The organism is Klebsiella sp. CN_Kp073 (genome assembly GCF_040065495.2).
Lineage (GTDB): Bacteria > Pseudomonadota > Gammaproteobacteria > Enterobacterales > Enterobacteriaceae > Klebsiella > Klebsiella aerogenes.
Map to the genome: position 1 here is coordinate 1,177,819 of NZ_CM198051.1, position 19,642 is coordinate 1,197,460.

At 56.2% G+C, this 19,642-nt stretch carries 19 protein-coding genes and 1 pseudogene; 5 read left to right on the forward strand and 15 right to left on the reverse strand.

Features of this window, described 5'->3' with window-relative positions; translation table 11 throughout:
* Window positions 1–43 precede the first annotated feature (43 nt).
* From gshA to ABLV66_RS05725, 3 genes are all read left to right on the forward strand, one after another.
* Window positions 44–1,600 carry a glutamate--cysteine ligase gene (gene gshA / locus ABLV66_RS05715; protein ID WP_045395218.1) on the forward strand — a complete coding sequence of 519 codons (1,557 nt, stop codon included), beginning with the start codon at window positions 44–46 and terminating at the stop codon, window positions 1,598–1,600.
* Window positions 1,601–1,763: 163 nt separating this feature from the next.
* Window positions 1,764–2,279, forward strand: a complete 516-nt coding sequence (luxS, locus tag ABLV66_RS05720; protein ID WP_015370064.1) for an S-ribosylhomocysteine lyase — start codon at window positions 1,764–1,766, stop codon at window positions 2,277–2,279.
* 48 nt (window positions 2,280–2,327) lie between these two features.
* Complete coding sequence (locus ABLV66_RS05725; RefSeq protein WP_015370065.1) at window positions 2,328–3,095, forward strand: AraC family transcriptional regulator; 768 nt, start codon at window positions 2,328–2,330, stop codon at window positions 3,093–3,095.
* Here the strand turns inward: ABLV66_RS05725 and leuA are convergent.
* The 13 genes and pseudogenes from leuA to ABLV66_RS05790 form a co-directional block, all read right to left on the reverse strand.
* Entirely contained in the window at window positions 3,092–4,750 is a 1,659-nt protein-coding gene (gene leuA, locus ABLV66_RS05730) for a 2-isopropylmalate synthase (protein ID WP_315711292.1), read from the reverse strand. The genes ABLV66_RS05725 and leuA overlap by 4 nt on opposite strands.
* A 137-nt stretch (window positions 4,751–4,887) precedes the next feature.
* On the reverse strand, window positions 4,888–6,426 hold the full coding sequence (gene emrB / locus ABLV66_RS05735; RefSeq protein WP_045395214.1) for a multidrug efflux MFS transporter permease subunit EmrB: 1,539 nt from the start codon (window positions 6,424–6,426) through the stop codon (window positions 4,888–4,890).
* A gap of 15 nt (window positions 6,427–6,441) precedes the next feature.
* Window positions 6,442–7,614, reverse strand: coding sequence for a multidrug efflux MFS transporter periplasmic adaptor subunit EmrA (gene emrA, locus ABLV66_RS05740; protein ID WP_015370068.1), 1,173 nt, complete (start codon window positions 7,612–7,614; stop codon window positions 6,442–6,444).
* Between the two features lie 131 nt (window positions 7,615–7,745).
* The gene (gene mprA / locus ABLV66_RS05745) at window positions 7,746–8,276 is read right to left on the reverse strand and encodes a transcriptional repressor MprA (RefSeq protein ID WP_015370069.1); all 531 of its coding nucleotides are present in this window, start codon (window positions 8,274–8,276) and stop codon (window positions 7,746–7,748) included.
* A gap of 63 nt (window positions 8,277–8,339) precedes the next feature.
* Window positions 8,340–8,495 (reverse strand): annotated as a pseudogene (locus ABLV66_RS05750) (hypothetical protein); the annotation flags it as partial.
* Window positions 8,496–8,723: 228 nt separating this feature from the next.
* Window positions 8,724–9,719: a glycine betaine/L-proline ABC transporter substrate-binding protein ProX gene (gene proX / locus ABLV66_RS05755; protein ID WP_045395213.1), complete on the reverse strand. Its 996-nt coding sequence runs from the start codon at window positions 9,717–9,719 to the stop codon at window positions 8,724–8,726.
* Between the two features lie 14 nt (window positions 9,720–9,733).
* Window positions 9,734–10,798 (reverse strand): glycine betaine/L-proline ABC transporter permease ProW, encoded by a 1,065-nt coding sequence (gene proW / locus ABLV66_RS05760; RefSeq protein ID WP_045395210.1) that lies wholly within the window; start codon window positions 10,796–10,798, stop codon window positions 9,734–9,736.
* Window positions 10,791–11,993 (reverse strand): glycine betaine/L-proline ABC transporter ATP-binding protein ProV, encoded by a 1,203-nt coding sequence (gene proV, locus ABLV66_RS05765; protein ID WP_045395207.1) that lies wholly within the window; start codon window positions 11,991–11,993, stop codon window positions 10,791–10,793. The genes proW and proV overlap by 8 nt, the downstream gene beginning before the upstream one ends.
* 345 nt (window positions 11,994–12,338) lie before the next feature.
* On the reverse strand, window positions 12,339–13,301 hold the full coding sequence (gene nrdF / locus ABLV66_RS05770; protein WP_348876820.1) for a class 1b ribonucleoside-diphosphate reductase subunit beta: 963 nt from the start codon (window positions 13,299–13,301) through the stop codon (window positions 12,339–12,341).
* A 10-nt stretch (window positions 13,302–13,311) separates the two neighbouring features.
* Window positions 13,312–15,456 carry a class 1b ribonucleoside-diphosphate reductase subunit alpha gene (gene nrdE, locus ABLV66_RS05775; RefSeq protein WP_348876822.1) on the reverse strand — a complete coding sequence of 715 codons (2,145 nt, stop codon included), beginning with the start codon at window positions 15,454–15,456 and terminating at the stop codon, window positions 13,312–13,314.
* Window positions 15,429–15,839: a class Ib ribonucleoside-diphosphate reductase assembly flavoprotein NrdI gene (nrdI, locus tag ABLV66_RS05780; protein ID WP_063415927.1), complete on the reverse strand. Its 411-nt coding sequence runs from the start codon at window positions 15,837–15,839 to the stop codon at window positions 15,429–15,431. Before nrdI ends, nrdE begins: the two co-directional genes overlap by 28 nt.
* Window positions 15,836–16,081 (reverse strand): glutaredoxin-like protein NrdH, encoded by a 246-nt coding sequence (gene nrdH / locus ABLV66_RS05785; RefSeq protein WP_047044340.1) that lies wholly within the window; start codon window positions 16,079–16,081, stop codon window positions 15,836–15,838. The genes nrdI and nrdH overlap by 4 nt, the downstream gene beginning before the upstream one ends.
* 183 nt (window positions 16,082–16,264) lie before the next feature.
* Window positions 16,265–16,696 (reverse strand): carboxymuconolactone decarboxylase family protein, encoded by a 432-nt coding sequence (locus ABLV66_RS05790; RefSeq protein WP_047044343.1) that lies wholly within the window; start codon window positions 16,694–16,696, stop codon window positions 16,265–16,267.
* Window positions 16,697–16,786: 90 nt separating this feature from the next.
* Here ABLV66_RS05790 and pdxR point away from each other — a divergent pair, with 90 nt between their 5' ends.
* Window positions 16,787–18,145 (forward strand): MocR-like pyridoxine biosynthesis transcription factor PdxR, encoded by a 1,359-nt coding sequence (gene pdxR / locus ABLV66_RS05795; RefSeq protein ID WP_348876823.1) that lies wholly within the window; start codon window positions 16,787–16,789, stop codon window positions 18,143–18,145.
* Window positions 18,146–18,221: 76 nt separating this feature from the next.
* On the opposite strand, the gene ABLV66_RS05800 is transcribed toward pdxR, so the two are convergent.
* Window positions 18,222–18,569 (reverse strand): DUF883 family protein, encoded by a 348-nt coding sequence (locus ABLV66_RS05800; RefSeq protein WP_015370080.1) that lies wholly within the window; start codon window positions 18,567–18,569, stop codon window positions 18,222–18,224.
* A gap of 149 nt (window positions 18,570–18,718) precedes the next feature.
* Between ABLV66_RS05800 and ABLV66_RS05805 the strand changes: the two genes are divergently transcribed.
* On the forward strand, window positions 18,719–19,081 hold the full coding sequence (locus tag ABLV66_RS05805; protein WP_015370081.1) for a DUF2002 family protein: 363 nt from the start codon (window positions 18,719–18,721) through the stop codon (window positions 19,079–19,081).
* Between the two features lie 64 nt (window positions 19,082–19,145).
* On the opposite strand, the gene alaE is transcribed toward ABLV66_RS05805, so the two are convergent.
* Window positions 19,146–19,595, reverse strand: coding sequence for an L-alanine exporter AlaE (alaE, locus tag ABLV66_RS05810; RefSeq protein WP_015370082.1), 450 nt, complete (start codon window positions 19,593–19,595; stop codon window positions 19,146–19,148).
* Between the last annotated feature and the right edge of the window lie 47 nt (window positions 19,596–19,642).

A 19,642-nucleotide genomic window follows, 5' to 3' on the forward strand; every position in this document is an offset into this window, starting at 1 on the left:
CAATTATGCTAATTCAAACGATTTCGACAGGCGGGAGGTCAAATTGATCCCGGATGTATCACAGGCGCTGGCCTGGCTGGAAAAAAATCCGCAGGCGCTGCAAGGCATTAAACGTGGGCTTGAGCGCGAAACGCTGCGCGTTAACGCCGACGGCACGCTGGCCACTACCGGCCATCCTTTAGCTTTAGGTTCGGCGCTGACCCATAAATGGATTACCACTGATTTTGCCGAAGCCCTGCTGGAGTTTATTACCCCAGTGGATGGCGATGTCGATCATATGCTGACTTTCCTGCGCGATGTGCATCGCTTCACCGCCCGCCAGCTCGGAGACGAGCGGATGTGGCCGCTGAGCATGCCGTGCTATATCGCGCCGGGTCAGGAAATTGAACTGGCGCAGTACGGTACCTCTAACGTTGGCCGTCTGAAGACGTTGTATCGCGAAGGGCTGAAAAACCGCTACGGCGCGCTGATGCAAACCATTTCTGGCGTGCACTATAACTTCTCGCTGCCGATGGCGTTCTGGCAGGCCAAGTGCGGCGTGGAAGACGCGGAAAGCGGCAAAGAGGCGATCTCGGCCGGTTATTTCCGCTCGATTCGTAACTACTACCGTTTCGGTTGGGTAATTCCGTACCTGTTCGGCGCGTCGCCGGCGATTTGCTCCTCGTTCCTGCAAGGCAAACCGACGACTCTGCCGTTTGAGAAGGCCGGAAACGGCATGTACTACCTGCCATACGCCACTTCTCTGCGTCTTAGCGACCTCGGTTATACCAATAAGTCGCAAAGCAATCTCGGAATTACGTTTAACGATCTGCATGAGTATGTGGCAGGATTGAAGCGGGCGATTAAAACGCCATCGGAAGAGTACGCTAAAATCGGGCTTGAGAAAGACGGTAAGCATCTGCAGATCAACAGCAATATTCTGCAGATTGAAAACGAGCTGTACGCGCCGATTCGCCCGAAACGGGTGACCCGTAGCGGTGAAACGCCGTCGGATGCGCTGCTGCGCGGCGGCATTGAGTATATCGAAGTGCGTTCGCTGGATATCAACCCATTCTCGCCAATCGGCGTCGATGAGCAGCAGGTGCGCTTCCTCGATCTGTTTATGGTCTGGTGCGTACTGGCCGATGCGCCGGAGATGAGCAGCAGCGAACTGCTGTGTACTCGTACTAACTGGAACCGGGTGATTCTTGAAGGCCGCAAACCGGGCCTGACGCTGGGAATTGGCTGCGAAAGCGCGCAGTTCCCGCTGGCGCAGGTGGGTAAAGATCTGTTCCGTGATTTACGTCGCGTGGCGCAAACGCTGGACAGCATCCACGGCGGCGAGGCCTATCAACAAGTGTGCGATGAGCTGCTGGCGTGCTTCGACGATCCGGAATTAACGTTCTCAGCGCGCATTCTGCGTTCTATGATTGAAGAAGGGATTGGCGGTACCGGGCGTAAGCTGGCTGATGAGTATCGTACGATGCTGCGCGATGAACCGCTGGAAATTTTAAGCGAAGATGATTTTATCGCCGAACGGGATGCGTCGGTCGCGCGACAGAAGAAAGTGGAAGCGGAAGATAGCGAGCCGTTCGAGGCGCTTTTAGCACGACACGCGTAGTAAAAAGCGCTACAAAAGAAAAAGGCCACATCACTGTGGCCAAACTTTCATCTCTGATTCAGGGATGATGATGATAATAAATGCGCGTCTTTCATATACTCAGACTCGCTGTTGAACGAAGAGTTCATTTTATTTTAAAAAAAATCACTATCGGAGGTGAAGAATGCCGTTGTTAGATAGTTTCACAGTCGACCATACCCGAATGGAAGCGCCTGCGGTGCGCGTCGCGAAGAAAATGAACACGCCGCACGGCGATCAAATCACCGTTTTCGATCTGCGATTCTGCGTACCGAACCAGGAAGTGATGCCGGAGCGCGGCATTCATACTCTGGAGCACCTGTTTGCTGGTTTCATGCGCGATCACCTGAACGGTAATGGCGTGGAAATTATCGACATCTCTCCGATGGGCTGCCGTACCGGTTTCTACATGAGCCTGATTGGCACGCCGGAAGAGCAACGCGTGGCAGATGCCTGGAAAGCGGCGATGGCTGACGTGCTGAAAGTCAAAGATCAGAATCAGATCCCTGAGCTGAACGTCTACCAGTGCGGAACCTACACCATGCACTCGCTGGAAGAAGCGCAGGATATCGCCCGCCACATCATTGAGCGTGATGTTCGCATCAACAGCAACGATGAGCTGGCGCTGCCGAAAGAAAAACTGCAAGAACTGCACATCTAGTGCGCCTGCGTCGGCCCGGCTATCGCGTCGGGCCGCTCTTCGCCTATCATGTCGACAACGCTCTCCTTTTCCTTCCAGCACCGCGCGCTGGTGCCATTTGCCCATGATTACGCCCACGGCGATAGCGAACCGATGCATTGCCACGACTGCGCTCAGTTATTGCATATTCTCAGCGGCGTGGTTCGGGTGGAAACGCCGGTCGGGTTCTGGGTCGTACCGCCGGGGCGCGGCGTCTGGCTACCGGCACATACGCCGCACGCGTTGCGCATAACCGGCAATGTGGCCGCGCGGACGCTATTTATCGATCCGCTAGCCCGTGCCGATCTGCCCTCTACCTGCCAGATCGTGCAGATCTCACCGCTGCTGCGTGAGCTTATCGTCGCGTCGCTGGCGCTGGAAGAGCGCTATTTCCCCGGCACCCGCGATGAACGTATCTATGAGCTGATGCTGGATGAAATTCGCGGGATGTCAGTATTACCTTTCGGTTTGCCGGAACCGCATAGCGATAGCCTGCGTCGGTTATGCCAGCGGGTGCGCGAAGCGCCCGGTGAACCGTGGGGCAGCCGTGAGGCGGCGCAAGCAGGCGGAATGAGCGAGCGTACGCTGAACCGCCATTTTCAACAGCAGACCAGCCTGACGTGGAGCGAATGGGTGCGCCGGGCGAAGCTGATGGAGGCGCTGGTTCGCCTGGCGCAGGGGCAGTCGGTGCTACGGGTAGCGCTGGATCTGGGTTACGGCAGCCACAGCGCTTTTAGCGCCATGTTCCGCCGGGTCATGGGGACCGCGCCCAGCGACTATTTTCGCCCGTTGGATTAATCCCTGGCGTGAACGGCATTACACAACGCCTGTAACGAGGCGCGGGCAACGTCATTATCAATGCCGACGCCCCATCGACTTTCGCCATTGGCAAAGACGCAGCGAATATAGGCAACGGAGCGGCTGTCGCTGCGCGCCCCGAGGGTATGCTCGTGGTAGTCCTTGATAACGAAATGACGTTTTAACAGCGCGCTCAGGCCGTTAGCGGCGGCGGATAACAAACCGTTACCACGTCCGTTCAGGCGGCGGGTTTCGCCATTCATCCGCAGCGCAGCCTGTAACGTCAGTTCGCCATCCTGCTGGCCGTCGCTCTGATAGTCGAGTAACGCCAGCGTCGGCTGCGCCAGCAGGCCGTAACGGCTGCGAAACAGCTGCCATAATGCGTTATGGGTCATTTCTTTACCATGGCTATCCGTTTCTTGCTGAACGTACTGGCTGAAGTCCTGCTGCAACGCCCGCGGCAGCTTAAGACCGTGGTTCTGCTCAATCAGCCATGCGCTGCCGCTTTTACCTGACTGGCTGTTAACACGGATCACCGCTTCATAGCTGCAGCCGATATCCTGTGGATCGATAGGTAAATACGGCATTTGCCAGCGATCTCCCGGCTTACGGGCATCAAACCCTTTTTTAATGGCATCCTGATGCGAACCGGAAAAGGCGGTGTAGGCCAGACTGCCTGCCCAGGGATGCCGTGGATGTACCGGGAGCTGGTTGCAGTTCTCGACGATCTCCACTACCCGATTCATCTGCGTAAAGCGCAACTGCGGATCCACGCCCTGGCTATAGAGATTCATCGCCAGCGTGACCAGACAGACGTTGCCGGTGCGCTCGCCATTGCCGAACAGACAGCCTTCCACGCGATCGGCGCCGGCCATCACCGCCAGTTCGGCGCTGGCGACGCCGGTACCGCGATCGTTATGCGGATGCACGCTGATACACACATCCTGGCGGCGCGAGAAGTGGCGGCAAAAATATTCAATCCGATCGGCGTAGACGTTCGGCGTGTTGACTTCGACCGTTGCCGGAAGATTAATAATCATTGGCCGTTCGCCGCAGGGCTGCCAGATTTCCGCCACCGCTTCGCAGATTTCAAGGGCGAATTCCGGCTCGGTAAAACAGAAGGTTTCCGGTGAATATTCATATTGCCAACGGGTGTCCGGCTGATGTTCGCAATGCTGACGAATAAGCCGGGTGGCGCGAGTGGCGAGCTCGATCACTTCGGCCTTTTCCATGCCGAAAACCAGCTCGCGAAACAGCGGCGCGGTGGCATTGTAGAGATGGATGGTTGCCTGTCGGGCGCCGCGCAGCGCTTCAAAGGTTCGCGCTATGAGTTCTTCCCGCGCCTGAGTCAGTACCTGAATGGTGACATCTTCAGGGATGCGCTGCTCGTCAATCAGCTGGCGCACAAAGTTGAAGTCGGTTTGCGAGGCGGAGGGGAAGGCGACCTCTATTTCTTTAAAACCGCACTCAAGCAACAGATCCCAGAACTGCAGCTTGCGTGCGGCATCCATCGGTTCGGCCAGCGCCTGGTTGCCGTCGCGCAAATCGGTGGAAAGCCAGCGCGGCGCGGTAGTGATTTGCCGCTCGGGCCACTGGCGATCGGGCAGGGCGATAGGCGGATAAGGGCTGTATTTTTCGCAAGGATTGGTCAGCATGATGTTCTCCTGTAGTCGGAGCTTTATCCTGCATGACATAACGCATCGGCGGCTTTAGCGAAATGGACAGAAGCTAGCGCGAAATGGACAAGGTCGCGGCAATAAAAAAGGGACCCGTAGGTCCCTTTTGTTGATACTTAGTGCGCGCCTCCGCCACCGCCGCCGGCGCTGAACGGCGGCCTGGCGAACCACACCAGGCTTAGCAGCAGGATAAAGATCCCCGCTGAGACCCAGAAGATTTCGTTGGCGGAGATAATCAACCCCTGGTTGGTTATCTGCTGGGCAATCCAGCCGGAAGCCTGCTGCTGGGTCATTCCCATGCCCTGTAGTTGATCGTACATCTGCTGGGCGTTGGGGTTGAACGGCGTCACCGACTCGGTGAGCTGCGCATGGTGCAGCGCCTCGCGGTTGGTCCACATGGTGGTGGTAATTGAGGTACCGATGGAGCCGGCAAGGGTTCGGGTAAAGTTCGACAAGCTCGATGCCGCCGCCAGCCGCTCCGGCGGGAGGCCAGAGAGAGTGATGGTGGTCAGCGGCATGAAGAAACAGGCCACCGCAAAGCCCTGGATAAACTGCGGCCAGGCCGATGCGCCAAAGTCCATTCCCGGTTCGAAGGTCCACGCGCGCCAGTAGAAGCACACCGCATACATAATAAAGCTGAAGGTCACCAGCCGCCGCATATCGAGCTTATGGGCAAAGCGGCCGATAATCGGCGACAGAATGACCGGGATCACCCCGACCGGCGCCGAAGCCAAACCGGCCCAGGTGGCGGTGTAGCCGTATACCTCCTGTAGAAGCTGCGGCAGCAATACAATGGCGCCGAAGTAGAGCATATAGGCCAGACTGATACACAAGCAGCCGATGGTAAAGTTACGCGACTTAAACAGCGACAGGTCGACTATCGGGTTATCGTCGGTCAACTCCCAGACGATGAGGAAACTTATCGCCACCACCGCCACGATGGTCAGGATGATAATCTCGTTGGAAGCGAACCAGTCGAGCTCTTTACCGCGGTCGAGCATAACCTGCAGGCTGCCGATCCCGATAATCAGCAGCGCCAGCCCGACGCCGTCGATACGCCGCTGTTCGGTGCGGGTTTCGCGGCCGCGCAGGGTTTGCAGCGTCATGAGAACCACCGCCACGCCAATCGGCACGTTGATGAAGAAGATCCAGCCCCAGTGGTAGTTATCGCTGATATAGCCGCCGAGAATCGGGCCGCAAATCGGCGCGACGATGACCGTCATCGACCACAGCGCCAGCGCGATTGAGCGCTTCGCTGGCGGGTAGTTGCTGAGCAGCAGACTCTGCGATAGCGGGATCAGCGGACCGGCGACGATCCCCTGAATCACGCGGAAGAAAATCAGCATCGTCAGGCTATTTGACACCCCGCAGGCCCAGGAGGCGATGGCGAATGCCACCGTCGACCAGACGAAGAGTTTCACTTCGCCGACGCGCTTAGCCAGCCAGCCGGTAATTGGGATGGAGATAGCGTTCGCCACCCCAAACGAGGTGATGACCCAGGTCCCCTGACTTAGCGACGAGCCAAGGTTACCGGCAATGGTCGGAATAGCCACGTTGGCGATAGTGGAGTCCAGCACCTGCATGAAAGTCGCCAGCGACAGCGCAATGGTCATGATGACCAGTTGCGCGCCTTCGAGCGGTTTTTGCTGTTGCATTACGCTCACCCCGAATTATCCGGCGTTGGCCTGGATGATACCGTCGATCAGTTTATTTACCGGCTCAAGGCCGATTTCACGGGCATTACTTTCATAGACCGGCGAGCTACGTACCTGGCTTGCCAGCATCTCGCCTTCGCGATTGCTGGTGTCTACTTCAACCAGCGTCGACAGGCCGATGCGCAGCGGATGTTGCGCCAGCTGTTTAGCATCTATTTCGATACGAACCGGCAGACGCTGGACGACTTTGATCCAGTTGCCGGTGGCGTTTTGCGCCGGCAGCAGGGAGAAGGCGCTGCCGGTACCCATATCCAGGCCGACCACTTTACCGGTGTACTTCACGTCATCGCCGTAGATATCGCTGACGATGGTCGCCGGCTGGCCGATACGCATATGGGCAAGCTGGGTCTCTTTAAAGTTGGCGTCAACCCACAGGTTGGTAGCCGGAACCACCGCCATCAGCGGGGTAGTGGTGCCAATCTGCGCGCCAGGCTGCACCGAGCGGCGGGAAACGTAGCCGCTAATCGGGCTGACGATTTGCGTACGCTGCAGCGCCAGCCAGGCGTTGCGGACTTCGGTCGCCGCCTGCAGCACCGCAGGCTGCTGTTCCAGTTTGGTGCCCAGTACGATCGCCTGATTGGCGTTGTACTGTTGAATAGCGACGTCGAGTTCGGCCTGGGCGCTGGCGACGGTGTCACGAGCGTGCTGCAGTTCTTCGCGGCCAATCAGGTTCGCGGCGCCCAGCGGGATACGGCGATTAAGGTCTGCCTGCGCCTGGGCGAGGGCGGTTTTTTTGACGTCAATATTCGCCTGCAGCTGCTTGCTGTTGATCATCTGCTGGCGAGTCTGGCGCACGCTTGCCGCCAGCTGGGTTTTGGCTTTTTCAAACGCCTGCTGGGCGTCGGTCTGGTCGAGGGTGACCAGCGGATCGCCTTGTTGCACAAAGTCGGTGTTGTCGGCCCAGACCTTGGTGACGCTACCGGAAACCTGCGCCATGATCTGTACCTGGTTCCCTGCCACATAAGCGTCATCGGTCTCTTCATAATGACGCAGGACTAAAAACCAATAAATGCCGTAGGCTACGGCCACAATAACAAAGAGCAAGGTCAGGAGCAGAAGGGCGCCTTTGCGTTTCCCTTTCTTGCTGCCTGATTGCTGCGGAGTTTGGCTCGCCGCATTTTCGCTCATCTGATTCTCCACAATTTTACATTCTTATTATTTCACATCGGCTGAGCCGACCTGTTTACCAGAAAGGCCAGCAGAAAATCTGCTGGCCTGACCGTGTTCCTTGCAACTCAAAATGTTGTGCGGCTCCGTGCTTAGCGCAGGGATCCCGCCAGCGCGCCGTCTTCTTCCATTTGGTCGAGGCGGCCAAGCAGTTTGCGGGTGATGTGCTCCAGCTGGTCTTTTTCCGCAGTACTCAAAGAGGACCACAGCTGGTGCAGGCAGTTGTGCTGCGGAGGTAATACCTCGCGCAAGAATTGATGACCTTTGTCGGTTAGCTGCAGATGCAGGCAGCGACGATCGTTGTCGCTTTCACGACGCTCGATCCAGCCGCGTTTTTCCAGTTCGTCGGCGATACGGGTGGCATTAGTGCGTGACGAACCCAGCGCGCAGCTCAGCTCGGAAGGTTGAATGCTGTGATTTTCCTGAGACTCAAGCGTTATCAGCGCCATAAATAATGTCTCGTTAATCCCTTGCGCTTTCAGCATTTTGTTACGGTTTTCCAGCAGCTTACCCTGCATGTGCATACAGAGACGGGTGAGGAGAATCTCCTGGAAAGGGAAATCTTCATGGCGGCTGGCGCGGAATTTGAGCATCTGCTCAATGGGAGTAAACGAACTATCCATTTGGGTATAACCTCATTAATTACAGCCGATATAATAACTATTGTGACAAATAAAGCAAATGAATTATCGGTCACTATTAATACTTAAAATCTCCGGCGAGACGCCGATTTTCCATGCCAAACCATAGGCTAAAGCGCTGAGTTGCGTAGGGATAATAATGCTGTTCGTCGCCTGTAAGCTCAACCTGAACGCGGCGCAACCTACCCGTGTTGGTAGCCAATGGCGCTGACGTCGGGGAGCAGGCGTTTCCATATCGGTGACTTATTGATAACGCTGGTGAAAATTACGCCTGGAAAGATTTGCTCACCTTAGCAGACGGCGTGATGGCTTCACAATCGCGAAAATGGGAAATCAGAATATCCGCTTTTTTAGGCATATTCGTTTCATGCTGCTATGGGGGAAAGGGCAGCCCCACGACGGCAAACCGCCGTGGGGAGAGGGGAGAAATTACTTCTGCGCCGCCAGCGCTTCTTTTACCCAGCCGTCGAACAACTGCTGGTGGGCTTTAATCCAACCATCAACGTGGCCGTTGATGTCGGCTTCTGAAGCATGACCGGCATGCATCATCGCGTTTTCGGCGTTGATATCGGCAATTGGCAGCTTCATCAGGCTAAACAGCTTCGCCGCCGCCGGGTTCTTCTCGGTCCAGGCTTTGTTGGCGACGATGTGCATGGTGTTCACCGGGAAGCCATAGTTGACGCCGTTCGGCAGCTTGGTGTCGATATCTTTCTGTTCTCCCGGCAGGGAGGAGAACGGCACCTGCAGCCAGACCACATCTTTACCCGGTTTCAGCACGTCGCTGACCCAGTACGGCGTCCAGGTATAATAAAGAATCGGTTTGCCTTCTTTATAACGGGCGATGGTATCGGCCATCATCGCCGCGTAGTTGCCCTGGTTATGGACCACTTTATTGTTCAGCCCGTAGGCATCAATCTGATGGTTGATGACCGCCTCGCAGCCCCAGCCTGGGGTACAACCGGTGAGGTCGGCTTTGCCATCGCCGTTGGTATCGAACAGTTTGGCGATCTTCGGATCTTTCAACTGGTCGATGGACTTAATATGGTACTGCTCGGCGGTTTTCTTATCGATCAGGTAGCCCTGTGCCGCGCCGGTAACGAAGGTTCCTTCACGGTAGAATTTTTTATCGCCGCCCGCCGCCGCGTACATATCATCGTGCAGCGGTTGCCAGTTGGTGGCGATAAAGGTGGCATCGCCAGAGGCGATGGAGGTGTAGGCGACGTTATAGTCGACTTCGCTCGGCTTTTCGACGGTATAGCCCAGTTTTTCCAGCGCGCGGCTGACCAGCAGCGTCTGGAAGGTTTCTTCCGAAATGGTGCTCTGCGCCGGTTTCACGGTGATGCCTTTACCCGGCAGCTCGGCAGCAAACGCGCTGGTCGTGACGAGGGCGGTAAACGCTGTGGCAAGGAGTGTAGTATGTCGCATCGTTATTCCTTCTCTTATTTACAGAAAGGGCGGGTAATCAGCCCCAGAGGTCCGGTGGCGTACCAGCGGCGATTACCGCGGCTGCGGGAATCACGGCCGACGGCTTGGGTCAGGCGGTCGAGGATAATCGCGAGGATAACGATCCCGACCCCGCCGACGCTCGCCAGCCCCATATCCAGGCGGCCAATACCGCGCAGCACCATTTGACCGAGGCCGCCGACGGCGATCATCGAGGCAATAACGACCATCGACAGGGCCAGCATCAGCGTCTGGTTGACGCCGGCCATGATGGTCGGCATCGCCAGCGGCAGCTGGACTTTAAACAGCAGCTGGCGCGGGCTGGCGCCGAAGGAGCGTGAAGCTTCAATGAGGTCTGCCGGTACCTGGTTAATCCCGAGGATGGTCAGGCGGACAATTGGCGGCAGGGCGAAGATAATGGTCACCACCACGCCCGGAACGTTGCCGATACCGAACAGCATGACGATCGGTACCAGGTAGACGAACGCCGGTGTGGTCTGCATCGCGTCAAGTAGCGGGCGGATGATTTTCGCCGCTCGCGGGCTACGCGCCAGCCAGATCCCCAGCGGCAGGCCGATTATCATGCAGAACAGCAGCGCGGTAAGCACCAGCGCCAGAGTGACCATCGCCTGCGACCATGCGCCAATAGCGCCGATGGCTACCAGCGAGACCAGAGTGGCGATACCCATGCCGACGCTGGAGATCTGCCAGGCGATCAGGGCGAAGAGAATAATCGCCACCGGCGCCGGCATCCCCAGCAACAGCTGCTGGAAAGCGCTGAGAATATAATCCACCGGCACGCGGATCCCCTGGAACAGCGGACGGAAGTGCAGCACGATCCAGTCGATGGCGTGGGTGACCCAACTATCAAGCGGGATCAGCGTTTTATGGAACGGATCCATAATATTAAAATGTTCTGGCTGCGGCGCAGGCGCGCTATTAAGCCAGTCGGCGCCGCCGCCGTCAGCGGGCGCGGGTGTTGGGTTGCCCCAGGCGTCGGCGGACTGCGCCGCGTTATCCGCTGGCGCAGCGGTATCCCATGGATTCGATTGATCAGCCATTGTTTGCCCCCTCGCGATCTAAAGCCTGTAGCAGCATGCGTTTTGAAATAATGCCGAGATACTGGTGCCCTTCATCCACCACCGGGACGGCGCAGGGCGCCTGGCCGACGTGGGAGAGCAGGTCGCTGAGCGGCGTTTGTGCTTCCACCGGCTGCGGGGAGTCAATTAACGCCGCATCAAGCCCCTGATTTTCGCTCAGCGCGCTTTTCAGAGAGTCGATGGAGACAATGCCGACAAACTTATTACCGCGTTCAATGACGTAACCATATTCGCGGTCTTCATCCTGCAATAATTTCAGCGCCGAACGCGGGCCGAAACCGGGGGTTTTACGAATCAGGCCAACCGGGCTACGGCGGGCAATATCCTTAGCGCTAAATACCTGGCTAATATCCACGCCGCGGAAGAAAGTACGAACGTAATCATTCGCCGGGTTATTCAGAATTTCGTCAGGGGTGCCAATTTGCACCACTTCGCCATTTTGCATAATGGCAATACGATCGCCAATACGCATAGCTTCATCAAGATCGTGGGAAATAAAGACGATGGTACGTTGATGCTTCGCCTGTAATTTGGTGAGCTCATCCTGCATTTCAGTACGAATTAAAGGATCAAGCGCTGAGAAGGCCTCATCCATGAGCAGAATATCGGGGTTGATCGCTAATGCGCGCGCTAAGCCGACGCGCTGGCGCATCCCGCCGGAAAGCTCGTCGGGATAGGCGTGAGCGTAATTTTCCAGCCCCACCTGGCGTAGCGCATCCAGCGCTTTCTGCTGGCGCTCTTCGGCGGAAACGCCGGCCAGCTCCATACCGAAGGCGGTGTTATCCAACACGTTCATATGCGGCATCAGGGCGAATGACTGGAAAACCATCGCAATCTTTTTCCTGCGCACCTCGCGAAGCTCGGCATCTGAGATTTTGGCGATATCCACGCCGTCAATCAGCACCTGTCCGCGGGTGGGTTCAATCAGGCGATTGAGAAGGCGAACCATGGTGGATTTTCCTGAGCCGGAAAGTCCCATGATGACGAATATCTCGCCTTCTTCAATGGCCAGACTGGCGTCTTTAACGCCAAGCGATAGCCCCGTTTTTTCCAGTATTTGCTCTTTGCTAAGTCCTTTTTCAATATATTTGAACGCGCGTTGCGGGTGCTCGCCAAATATCTTATAGAGATTCTTAATTTCTAATTTAATTGCCATGCAATAAATGATTTCCTGTCTTTAATTATATCGATATCGTACCTGGTGAAGTTTATTACCTGTTTACACCCTAACATACTGAGATTCTGTGACAACCCTCGATGTGAATAGCTAGCCAAAATCTGAAAGGAGAACTCTGGCTGAATTGCCCATGATATAAGGGCTGAGCCATCATATACGGCTGATGATATTTTTTGATTATGCATGAATAATGAATGGGAAAATTGGCTTAAATGAAGGAAATATGACGAGGGAATAGTCAGTAGATTATTTGTGTGATAATAAAGAATAATGTGAAATAGATCACTGGAGAATATGTTGATATATCCCCCAGCGATCGCGCGGTTAAAAGTCCCAATCGTCGTCGGCGGTTGCTTCGGTTTTACCCATAACATAAGAAGAACCGGAGCCGGAGAAAAAGTCGTGATTTTCATCGGCGTTTGGCGACAGCGCCGCGAGGATGGCTGGGTTTACGGCGGCCATTTCCGCCGGGAATAACGCCTCATAGCCAAGGTTCATCAATGCTTTATTGGCGTTGTAACAGAGGAACGCGTTGACGTCGTCGAACCACGGGCTGTCGGCATACAATTCGCGGGTATAGGCCAGTTCGTTATCGTACAGATCCATCAGCAGATCAAAGGCGAAATTTTTCAACTCTTCGCGCTTCGCGGCGCTGACGATTTCCAACCCTTTTTGATATTTATAGCCAATATAGTAACCATGCACCGCTTCGTCGCGAATAATCAGACGGATTAAATCGGCGGTATTGGTCAGCTTGCCGCGGCTGGAAAAATGCATCGGCAGCCAGAACCCTGAATAGAAAAGAAAAGATTCGAGGAACACGCTGGCGATTTTTTTCTTCAGCGGCTCATCGGCCTGGTAGTAATTGAGCATCAACTGCGCTTTGCGCTGTAGGGGAGCGTTCTCCTCGCTCCAGGCGTAGGCGGCATCGACATCCTTGCTCTGACACAGGGTCGAGAATATCGAACTATAGGAGCGAGCATGCACCGCTTCCATAAAGCTGATGTTCGACAGCACCGCCTCTTCATGTGGAGTGAGGGCGTCGGTCATCAACGCCGGGGCGCCGACGGTATTCTGGATGGTGTCGAGCAGCGTCAGTCCGGTAAAGACGCGGATGGTCAACTGCTGCTCCTGAGCCGTCAGAGTCTGCCAGTGTGGAATGTCGTTGGACAGCGGTACCTTCTCCGGCAACCAGAAGTTGCTGGTCAGGCGGTTCCACACCTCGAGGTCTTTGTCATCCTCGATTTTGTTCCAGTTGATGGCGCTGATGCGCGATAAGTGGGTCATCCTGTTCTCCTTACAGCGCGCAGGACACGCAGCCTTCGATTTCGGTACCTTCCAGCGCCAGCTGGCGCAGGCGAATGTAATACAGCGTCTTGATACCTTTCTTCCACGCGTAGATTTGCGCTTTGTTGATATCGCGGGTGGTGGCGGTATCCGGGAAGAACAGCGTCAGCGACAGCCCCTGATCGACATGTCGCGTGGCTTCGGCATAGGTATCGATAATTTTTTGCGGGCCAATTTCCCAGGCATCCTGATACAGCGCCAGATTGTCGTTAGTCATAAACGGCGCCGGATAGTACACGCGGCCGGTTTTACCTTCTTTACGGATCTCGATTTTCGCCACAATCGGATGAATGCTGGAGGTGGCATGATTGATATAAGAGATCGAACCGGTCGGCGGGATCGCCTGCAAATTGCGGTTATAAATGCCGTAGCGCATCACGTCGTCGCGTAGCTGTCGCCACATCTCACGGTCGGGCAGGGTTATCCCCGCACGGGCGAACAGTTCGCGTACCCTGGCGGTTTTCGGCTGCCATTCACCCTGCAAATACTGCTGGAAATAGTCGCCGCTGGCGTAACGCGACTGCTCAAACCCGGCAAAACGTACTCCGCGCTCGCGCGCCATCGCCATAGAAGTGCGCAGGGCGTGCCAGGTGACGGTGTAGAAATAGAGATTAGTGAAGTCCAGCCCCTCCGGGCTGCCGTAGGCGATCCCTTCGCGGGCCAGATAGCCGTGCAGGTTCATCTGCCCAAGGCCAATGGCGTGCGATGCGGCATTACCCGCCGCCACCGATGGCACCGAGCAGATATCGCTCATATCGGAGACCGCCGTCAGGCCGCGGACCGCCACTTCGACGGTGCGGGCGAAGTCCGGCGAATCCATGGCGTGGGCGATATTCAGCGAGCCGAGATTGCAGGAAATGTCCTCGCCAACGGTGGCGTAATCGAGATTTTCGTCAAAGGTGGAGGCGCTGTTGACCTGCAGGATCTCCGAACACAGATTGCTCATATTAATGCGACCGGCAATCGGATTGGCGCGGTTCACCGTATCCTCGAACATGATGTACGGATAGCCGGATTCAAACTGAATTTCCGCCAGCCGCTGGAACAGATCGCGGGCGCGGATCCAGCGTTTGCGAACGCGGTCGTCGGCCACCAGTTGTGCATACATCTCGCTGACCGCGATATCGCCAAAGGCTTTGCCATACAGCCGCTCAACGTCATAGGGCGAGAACAGCGCCATCTGCGCGTCTTCTTTCGCCAGCTGGAAGGTGATATCCGGAATGACTACTCCCAGCGACAGGGTTTTGATGCGGATCTTCTCATCCGCGTTTTCCCGCTTGGTATCGAGGAAACGTAAAATATCGGGGTGATGAGCATGCAGGTAAACCGCGCCGGCCCCCTGACGCGCTCCCAACTGATTGGCGTAAGAGAAGGCGTCTTCCAGCATTTTCATCACCGGCACCACCCCGGAGGATTGGTTTTCGATACGTTTAATCGGCGCGCCCGCTTCGCGCAAGTTGGAGAGCAGAAATGCCACGCCGCCGCCGCGTTTTGACAGCTGCAGGGCGGAGTTCACCGCCCGGCCAATCGACTCCATATTATCTTCGATACGCAGCAGGAAGCAGGAGACCAGCTCGCCGCGCTGCTGTTTACCGGCGTTGAGGAAGGTCGGCGTCGCTGGCTGAAAGCGCCCGGAGAGGATCTCATCGGCCAGCTGTCGCGCCAGGGTTTCATCACCCTGGGCCAGGGTTAGCGCCACCATGCAGGCGCGGTCGGCGAAATGTTCCAGGTAGCGTTTGCCGTCGAAAGTGCGTAAGGCATAGCTGGTGTAGAACTTCCACGCGCCGAGGAAAGTACGGAAGCGAAAACCGTGTTGATGCGCGTGGGCGAAGAGGGCCAGCACGAAACGACGTTCATAGCGGGCCAGCACTGCCGGATCGTAATAACCTTCGTCGCTCAGCCATTGCAGTTTCTCCTCCAGACCGGCGAACGGTACGCTGTTGGGGCGCACGTGGCTATGGATAAATGCTTCGACCGCCTGTTGGTCCTTTTCCAGGGGAATGCGGCCATTGCTGTCGTATAAGTTCAGCATCGCATTGAGGGCGTGGAAATCAGACGCCCCGGCGGTTACGCGTTCTGCGGTTGTCGTTGCCAAAATTCGCTTACTCCTTTACGCACGTTGTCGACATCTTGCTGGGTACCCATCAGCTCAAAACGATACAGATACGGCACGCCGCATTTCTGCGCGATGACCTCTCCCGCCCGGCCATAGGCCTCGCCGAAGTTACGGTTACCGGCGGCGATGACGCCGCGAATCAGCCGGCGATTATGCGGGTCGTTTAAAAAGCGGATCGCCTGGCGCGGCACGGCGCCTGCCGTTCCGCCGCCGCCGTAGCTGGGGACGATGAGAATATAGGGTTCGTCTACCTGAATTCGCTCGCGCTCGTTGAGCGGGATGCGCACGGCAGGCAGCGCCAGACGCCGCACAAAGCGATGCGTATTTTCAGAGCTGCTGGAGAAGTAGACGATGAGGCTCATAGGCTGGCCGTAGCCGCGGCGGGACGCAGGCGATTAATCATATCGGGGCGGAAGCCAGACCAGCGGGTTTCCCCGGCTATCACCACCGGTAATTGCTGGAATCCCTGCTCGCGCAGCATGTCGATGGCTTCCGGGTGTTGGTCGATGTTGACCATATCGAAGGCGAAACCGCGGCTCTCCATCGCGCGTTTGGTGGCATGGCATTGCACGCAGTCATTTCGAGTGTAAATAATAATGCGCATGATTCGTATTTCCATTTAAGATAACAAGACGGCGTAAAACATCGCGCCGAACGTTATGGGCTTACCGTTCAGGAAATACTAGATGTAGTTATTTAAAACTTCAACCACGCAATATATAGAGTTTTTCGATAAGTTATCCCCCACCAACTAGCCCGGCGGGGGAGGGAAGTCGATACGCGAAAATTACATCCGCATCGCGACCGCCAGACGGTTAAAGGCGTTCATAAGGCTGATGGCGAAGGTTAAATCGCTAATCTGGCGTGGGGTAAAATGCTCTTCTAAAGGCAGGTACACCTCATCTTCGGCGTGGCTGGCTGCGATATCGGTTACCGATTCCGCCCATGCGAGGGCCGCGCGTTCCGCAGCGCTGAAGTGGGCGCTTACGCGCCAGCCTGCCAGCGCATCCAGTTTGCTCTGGTCAACGCCGGCTTTGCGTAGCGCTTTGCTGTGCATCTCAAGGCAAAAAGCGCAGCCGTTAATTTGCGACACCCGCAAATAGACCAGCTCCACCATCGTGCTGCCCAATTCGCTTTTTTCCAGCGCTATGCTGGCCTGAACCAACCCCTTATAGATTTCCGGGCTCAGTTCGCTATACGGCTGACGTAATGTGGTCATCTTGCAGTTCTCCTCTCTAAGACCCGGGCAAAATAGCACTATAATGGACTGCATAAGATAGCCATATTGTGATGAAAAAAGCAGACCATAATGGAAGCCAAAAAAGTGCCGCACTACCAGCGTATCGCCCGCCAGCTGAAATCAGCGATTGAGAATGGCGAGCTGGCGCCGGGAAGCCGTCTGCCCGCGAGCAGAGTTTATGCGCAGGAGCTTGGCGTATCGCGGGCGACGATTGAAAATGCCTGGGGCGAGCTGGTGGCCCAGGGCTGGCTGGAGCGCCGCGGCCAGGCGGGCACCTTTGTCAGCGAGCGGCTGAGCCCGCGGCAGGTCACGGCTCAGCGACCGGCGACGGGCCGGGGATCCTCCGCGCCGCTGCCTTTTCAAATGGGGTTGCCGGCACTGGATCTTTTCCCGCGCGGGCTGTGGGCGCGGGTGATGGGGCGGCGGCTACGGACGCAATCGCGCTTCGACCTCGCGCCCGGCGATCCCTGCGGCGAACCGGTTCTCCGTCAGGCGATTGTCGACTATTTGCGCCTGTCGCGCAGCATCGAGTGCCAGCCGGAGCAGGTTGTGATTAGCGGCAACTATGCGGCCTCGATGGCGTTGATTTTGCGTACCCTTGCGCAGCCGGGGCAGCATATGTGGATGGAGGATCCGGGATATCCGTTCATTCGCCCGGTGGTTAGCGCGGCGGGGGTCAATATCGATCCGGTACCGGTTGACCAACAGGGAATGAATATCGACTGGGCGCAGGCACACTATCCTCAGGCGCGCTTTGCGCTGTTAACTCCAGCGCATCAAAGCCCGCTCGGCGTGGCCCTATCGCTGGAGAGACGTCGACAGATATTACAGTGGGCGGCGCAGCGCGATTGCTGGATTATTGAAGATGACTACGACAGTGAATTTCGCTATCAGGGGAAGCCGCTACCGCCGCTGAAAAGCCTTGATGCGCCGCAGCGGGTACTGTACGCCGGGTCATTTAGTAAATCGATGTTTCCCGCGCTGCGCGTCGCGTGGCTGGTGGTACCGCAGCCGTTGGCGGCGCGGTTTCGTCGTCAGGCCGAATTGAGCCACTGTAATGTGCCGACCTTATGGCAGCAGACGTTAGCTGACTTCATCATTGACGGGCATTTCTGGCGTCATCTAAAAAAAATGCGCGCCAGCTACGCGTTGCGCAGGCAGTGGCTGGAGTCGGCGCTGCAGGCGCAGGGTTTTCAGGTGGTACCGCAGTCCGGCGGGATCCAACTGGTGATGGCGGTGAAGGGGGACGATCGCGAGCAGGCCCGTCGCTGCCAACGTGCCGGGCTGGCGGTGCAGGCGTTGAGCGACTGGCGCATGCTTAGCCGTGGTGAGGGCGGGCTATTGATGAGTTTTACCAATATCACGTCGGCGGTGATGGCACGTGAAGTGGTAGGCGAACTTAAGCAAGCGCTGGCCAGCGTGGAATAATAAAAAACCCTGCGCACCATTGGGACGCAGGGTCAGACGCGTATTTGTTATCTTCACATGTAGTCTATCGATACTATTATCGACGCAAATTAAGCAAAACGCCAATAAACACCCCAACGGCGGCGGCGGCGCCAACGCTCTGCCAGGGTTTATCACGCACGTAGCTGTCGGCGCAGCCGGCGGCATCGCGGGCGCGTTCAACGGTATCATAGGCCGCCTGGCGCAGGCGGGTATTGCCGTTCAGGCGGGCGCGCGTCTCTTTCAGCAGCGACTGCGCTTTTTTACGCGCGTTCTCTGCTTCATCTTTCGCATCGCTACCCCATGATTTCAGCACTTCTTCCAGCGTATCCGCTAATTGGCTGACTTCGTTATGAATATCCTCGGCGCTTTCATCAATGTCGTTGCGGTTCACACGGTTAGCCATTGGTTTCTCCCTCTTTTCCATTCGAGTTATTAAGTGTAGGACATGATTTTGCATTATGCTTTTGCGGGAGTTTATGGAATTTTCTGAAAGCGCTGCTATTCGTGAATAAGGTAAGGTAAATGTGCGGTAAAAGATAACGAGGAATCAGTATGTATTTAAGACCCGATGAGGTGGCGCGTGTTCTTGAAAAAGCCGGCTTCACCATGGATGTTGTGACGCAAAAAGCGTATGGATATCGCCGTGGCGATAATTATGTTTATGTGAACCGCGAAGCGCGCATGGGGCGTACCGCTTTAGTTATTCATCCGGCGCTTAAAGAGCGCAGTAATTCACTGGCGGAACCCGCCAGCGAGATTAAAACTTGCGACCATTATGAACAGTTCCCGCTCTATTTGGCGGGTGATGCGCAGCAGCATTACGGTATTCCACATGGTTTTAGTTCGCGGATGGCGCTTGAGCGTTTTCTGAACGGTCTGTTTGGCGAGGCGCAGCCGCAGATGTCTCACGGCTGAATAATCTAATGCGGGCTGCTTTGAAGCAGGCGACTGGCAGCGGCCAGTCGCCGAAAGATGAGGATCAGGCTTTAGCTTGCTGATAAGGGCTGACGCGGAACAGGCGGCGGCAGAAGTCGAGAAAGTAGCCGTATACTGCACCCATCATCATTGATACCAGAATGTTTGAACTGACCGCGGCGGCAATTTGATGCCAGTCTGCGCCTACCGACAGCAGAATTAATACATACACCGGCGACTGGAAAGTCACATACGCGACGACATCAGCAATGTTCTTCATCCATCCCGAGGTGCTGATTCGGCGCGCCTGGCGCATAGCGAAGTCGCGATAGAAGCCATAAGGCACCGCAATAATAATGTTGACCGGGATCGCGACCAGTCGTGAAGATAACGACTGCTCAAAAGTCATTCCGGAGAGGAAAATTTCGATCATCATATTGACAACGGTGCAGTAGACCACCATTGCAAAGGTGTCTGCTACCGCATGACGCAAGCGGGATTGAGCAGAGAACATCGGTATGCTCCTCGAAAAATGAAGTCAATAACGCCGAAAAGTGCGCA

Bases quoted from the DNA above. Each gene is read 5' to 3' on its own strand.
- luxS (WP_015370064.1), top strand. From the start codon at position 1,764: ATGCCGTTGTTAGATAGTTTCACAGTCGACCATACCCGAATGGAAGCG.
- ABLV66_RS05725 (WP_015370065.1), top strand. From the start codon at position 2,328: ATGTCGACAACGCTCTCCTTTTCCTTCCAGCACCGCGCGCTGGTGCCA.
- leuA (WP_315711292.1), bottom strand. From the start codon at position 4,750: ATGCTGACCAATCCTTGCGAAAAATACAGCCCTTATCCGCCTATCGCC.
- emrB (WP_045395214.1), bottom strand. From the start codon at position 6,426: ATGCAACAGCAAAAACCGCTCGAAGGCGCGCAACTGGTCATCATGACC.
- emrA (WP_015370068.1), bottom strand. From the start codon at position 7,614: ATGAGCGAAAATGCGGCGAGCCAAACTCCGCAGCAATCAGGCAGCAAG.
- mprA (WP_015370069.1), bottom strand. From the start codon at position 8,276: ATGGATAGTTCGTTTACTCCCATTGAGCAGATGCTCAAATTCCGCGCC.
- proX (WP_045395213.1), bottom strand. From the start codon at position 9,719: ATGCGACATACTACACTCCTTGCCACAGCGTTTACCGCCCTCGTCACG.
- proW (WP_045395210.1), bottom strand. From the start codon at position 10,798: ATGGCTGATCAATCGAATCCATGGGATACCGCTGCGCCAGCGGATAAC.
- proV (WP_045395207.1), bottom strand. From the start codon at position 11,993: ATGGCAATTAAATTAGAAATTAAGAATCTCTATAAGATATTTGGCGAG.
- nrdF (WP_348876820.1), bottom strand. From the start codon at position 13,301: ATGACCCACTTATCGCGCATCAGCGCCATCAACTGGAACAAAATCGAG.
- nrdI (WP_063415927.1), bottom strand. From the start codon at position 15,839: ATGAGCCTCATCGTCTACTTCTCCAGCAGCTCTGAAAATACGCATCGC.
- nrdH (WP_047044340.1), bottom strand. From the start codon at position 16,081: ATGCGCATTATTATTTACACTCGAAATGACTGCGTGCAATGCCATGCC.
- ABLV66_RS05790 (WP_047044343.1), bottom strand. From the start codon at position 16,696: ATGACCACATTACGTCAGCCGTATAGCGAACTGAGCCCGGAAATCTAT.
- pdxR (WP_348876823.1), top strand. From the start codon at position 16,787: ATGGAAGCCAAAAAAGTGCCGCACTACCAGCGTATCGCCCGCCAGCTG.
- ABLV66_RS05800 (WP_015370080.1), bottom strand. From the start codon at position 18,569: ATGGCTAACCGTGTGAACCGCAACGACATTGATGAAAGCGCCGAGGAT.
- ABLV66_RS05805 (WP_015370081.1), top strand. From the start codon at position 18,719: ATGTATTTAAGACCCGATGAGGTGGCGCGTGTTCTTGAAAAAGCCGGC.
- alaE (WP_015370082.1), bottom strand. From the start codon at position 19,595: ATGTTCTCTGCTCAATCCCGCTTGCGTCATGCGGTAGCAGACACCTTT.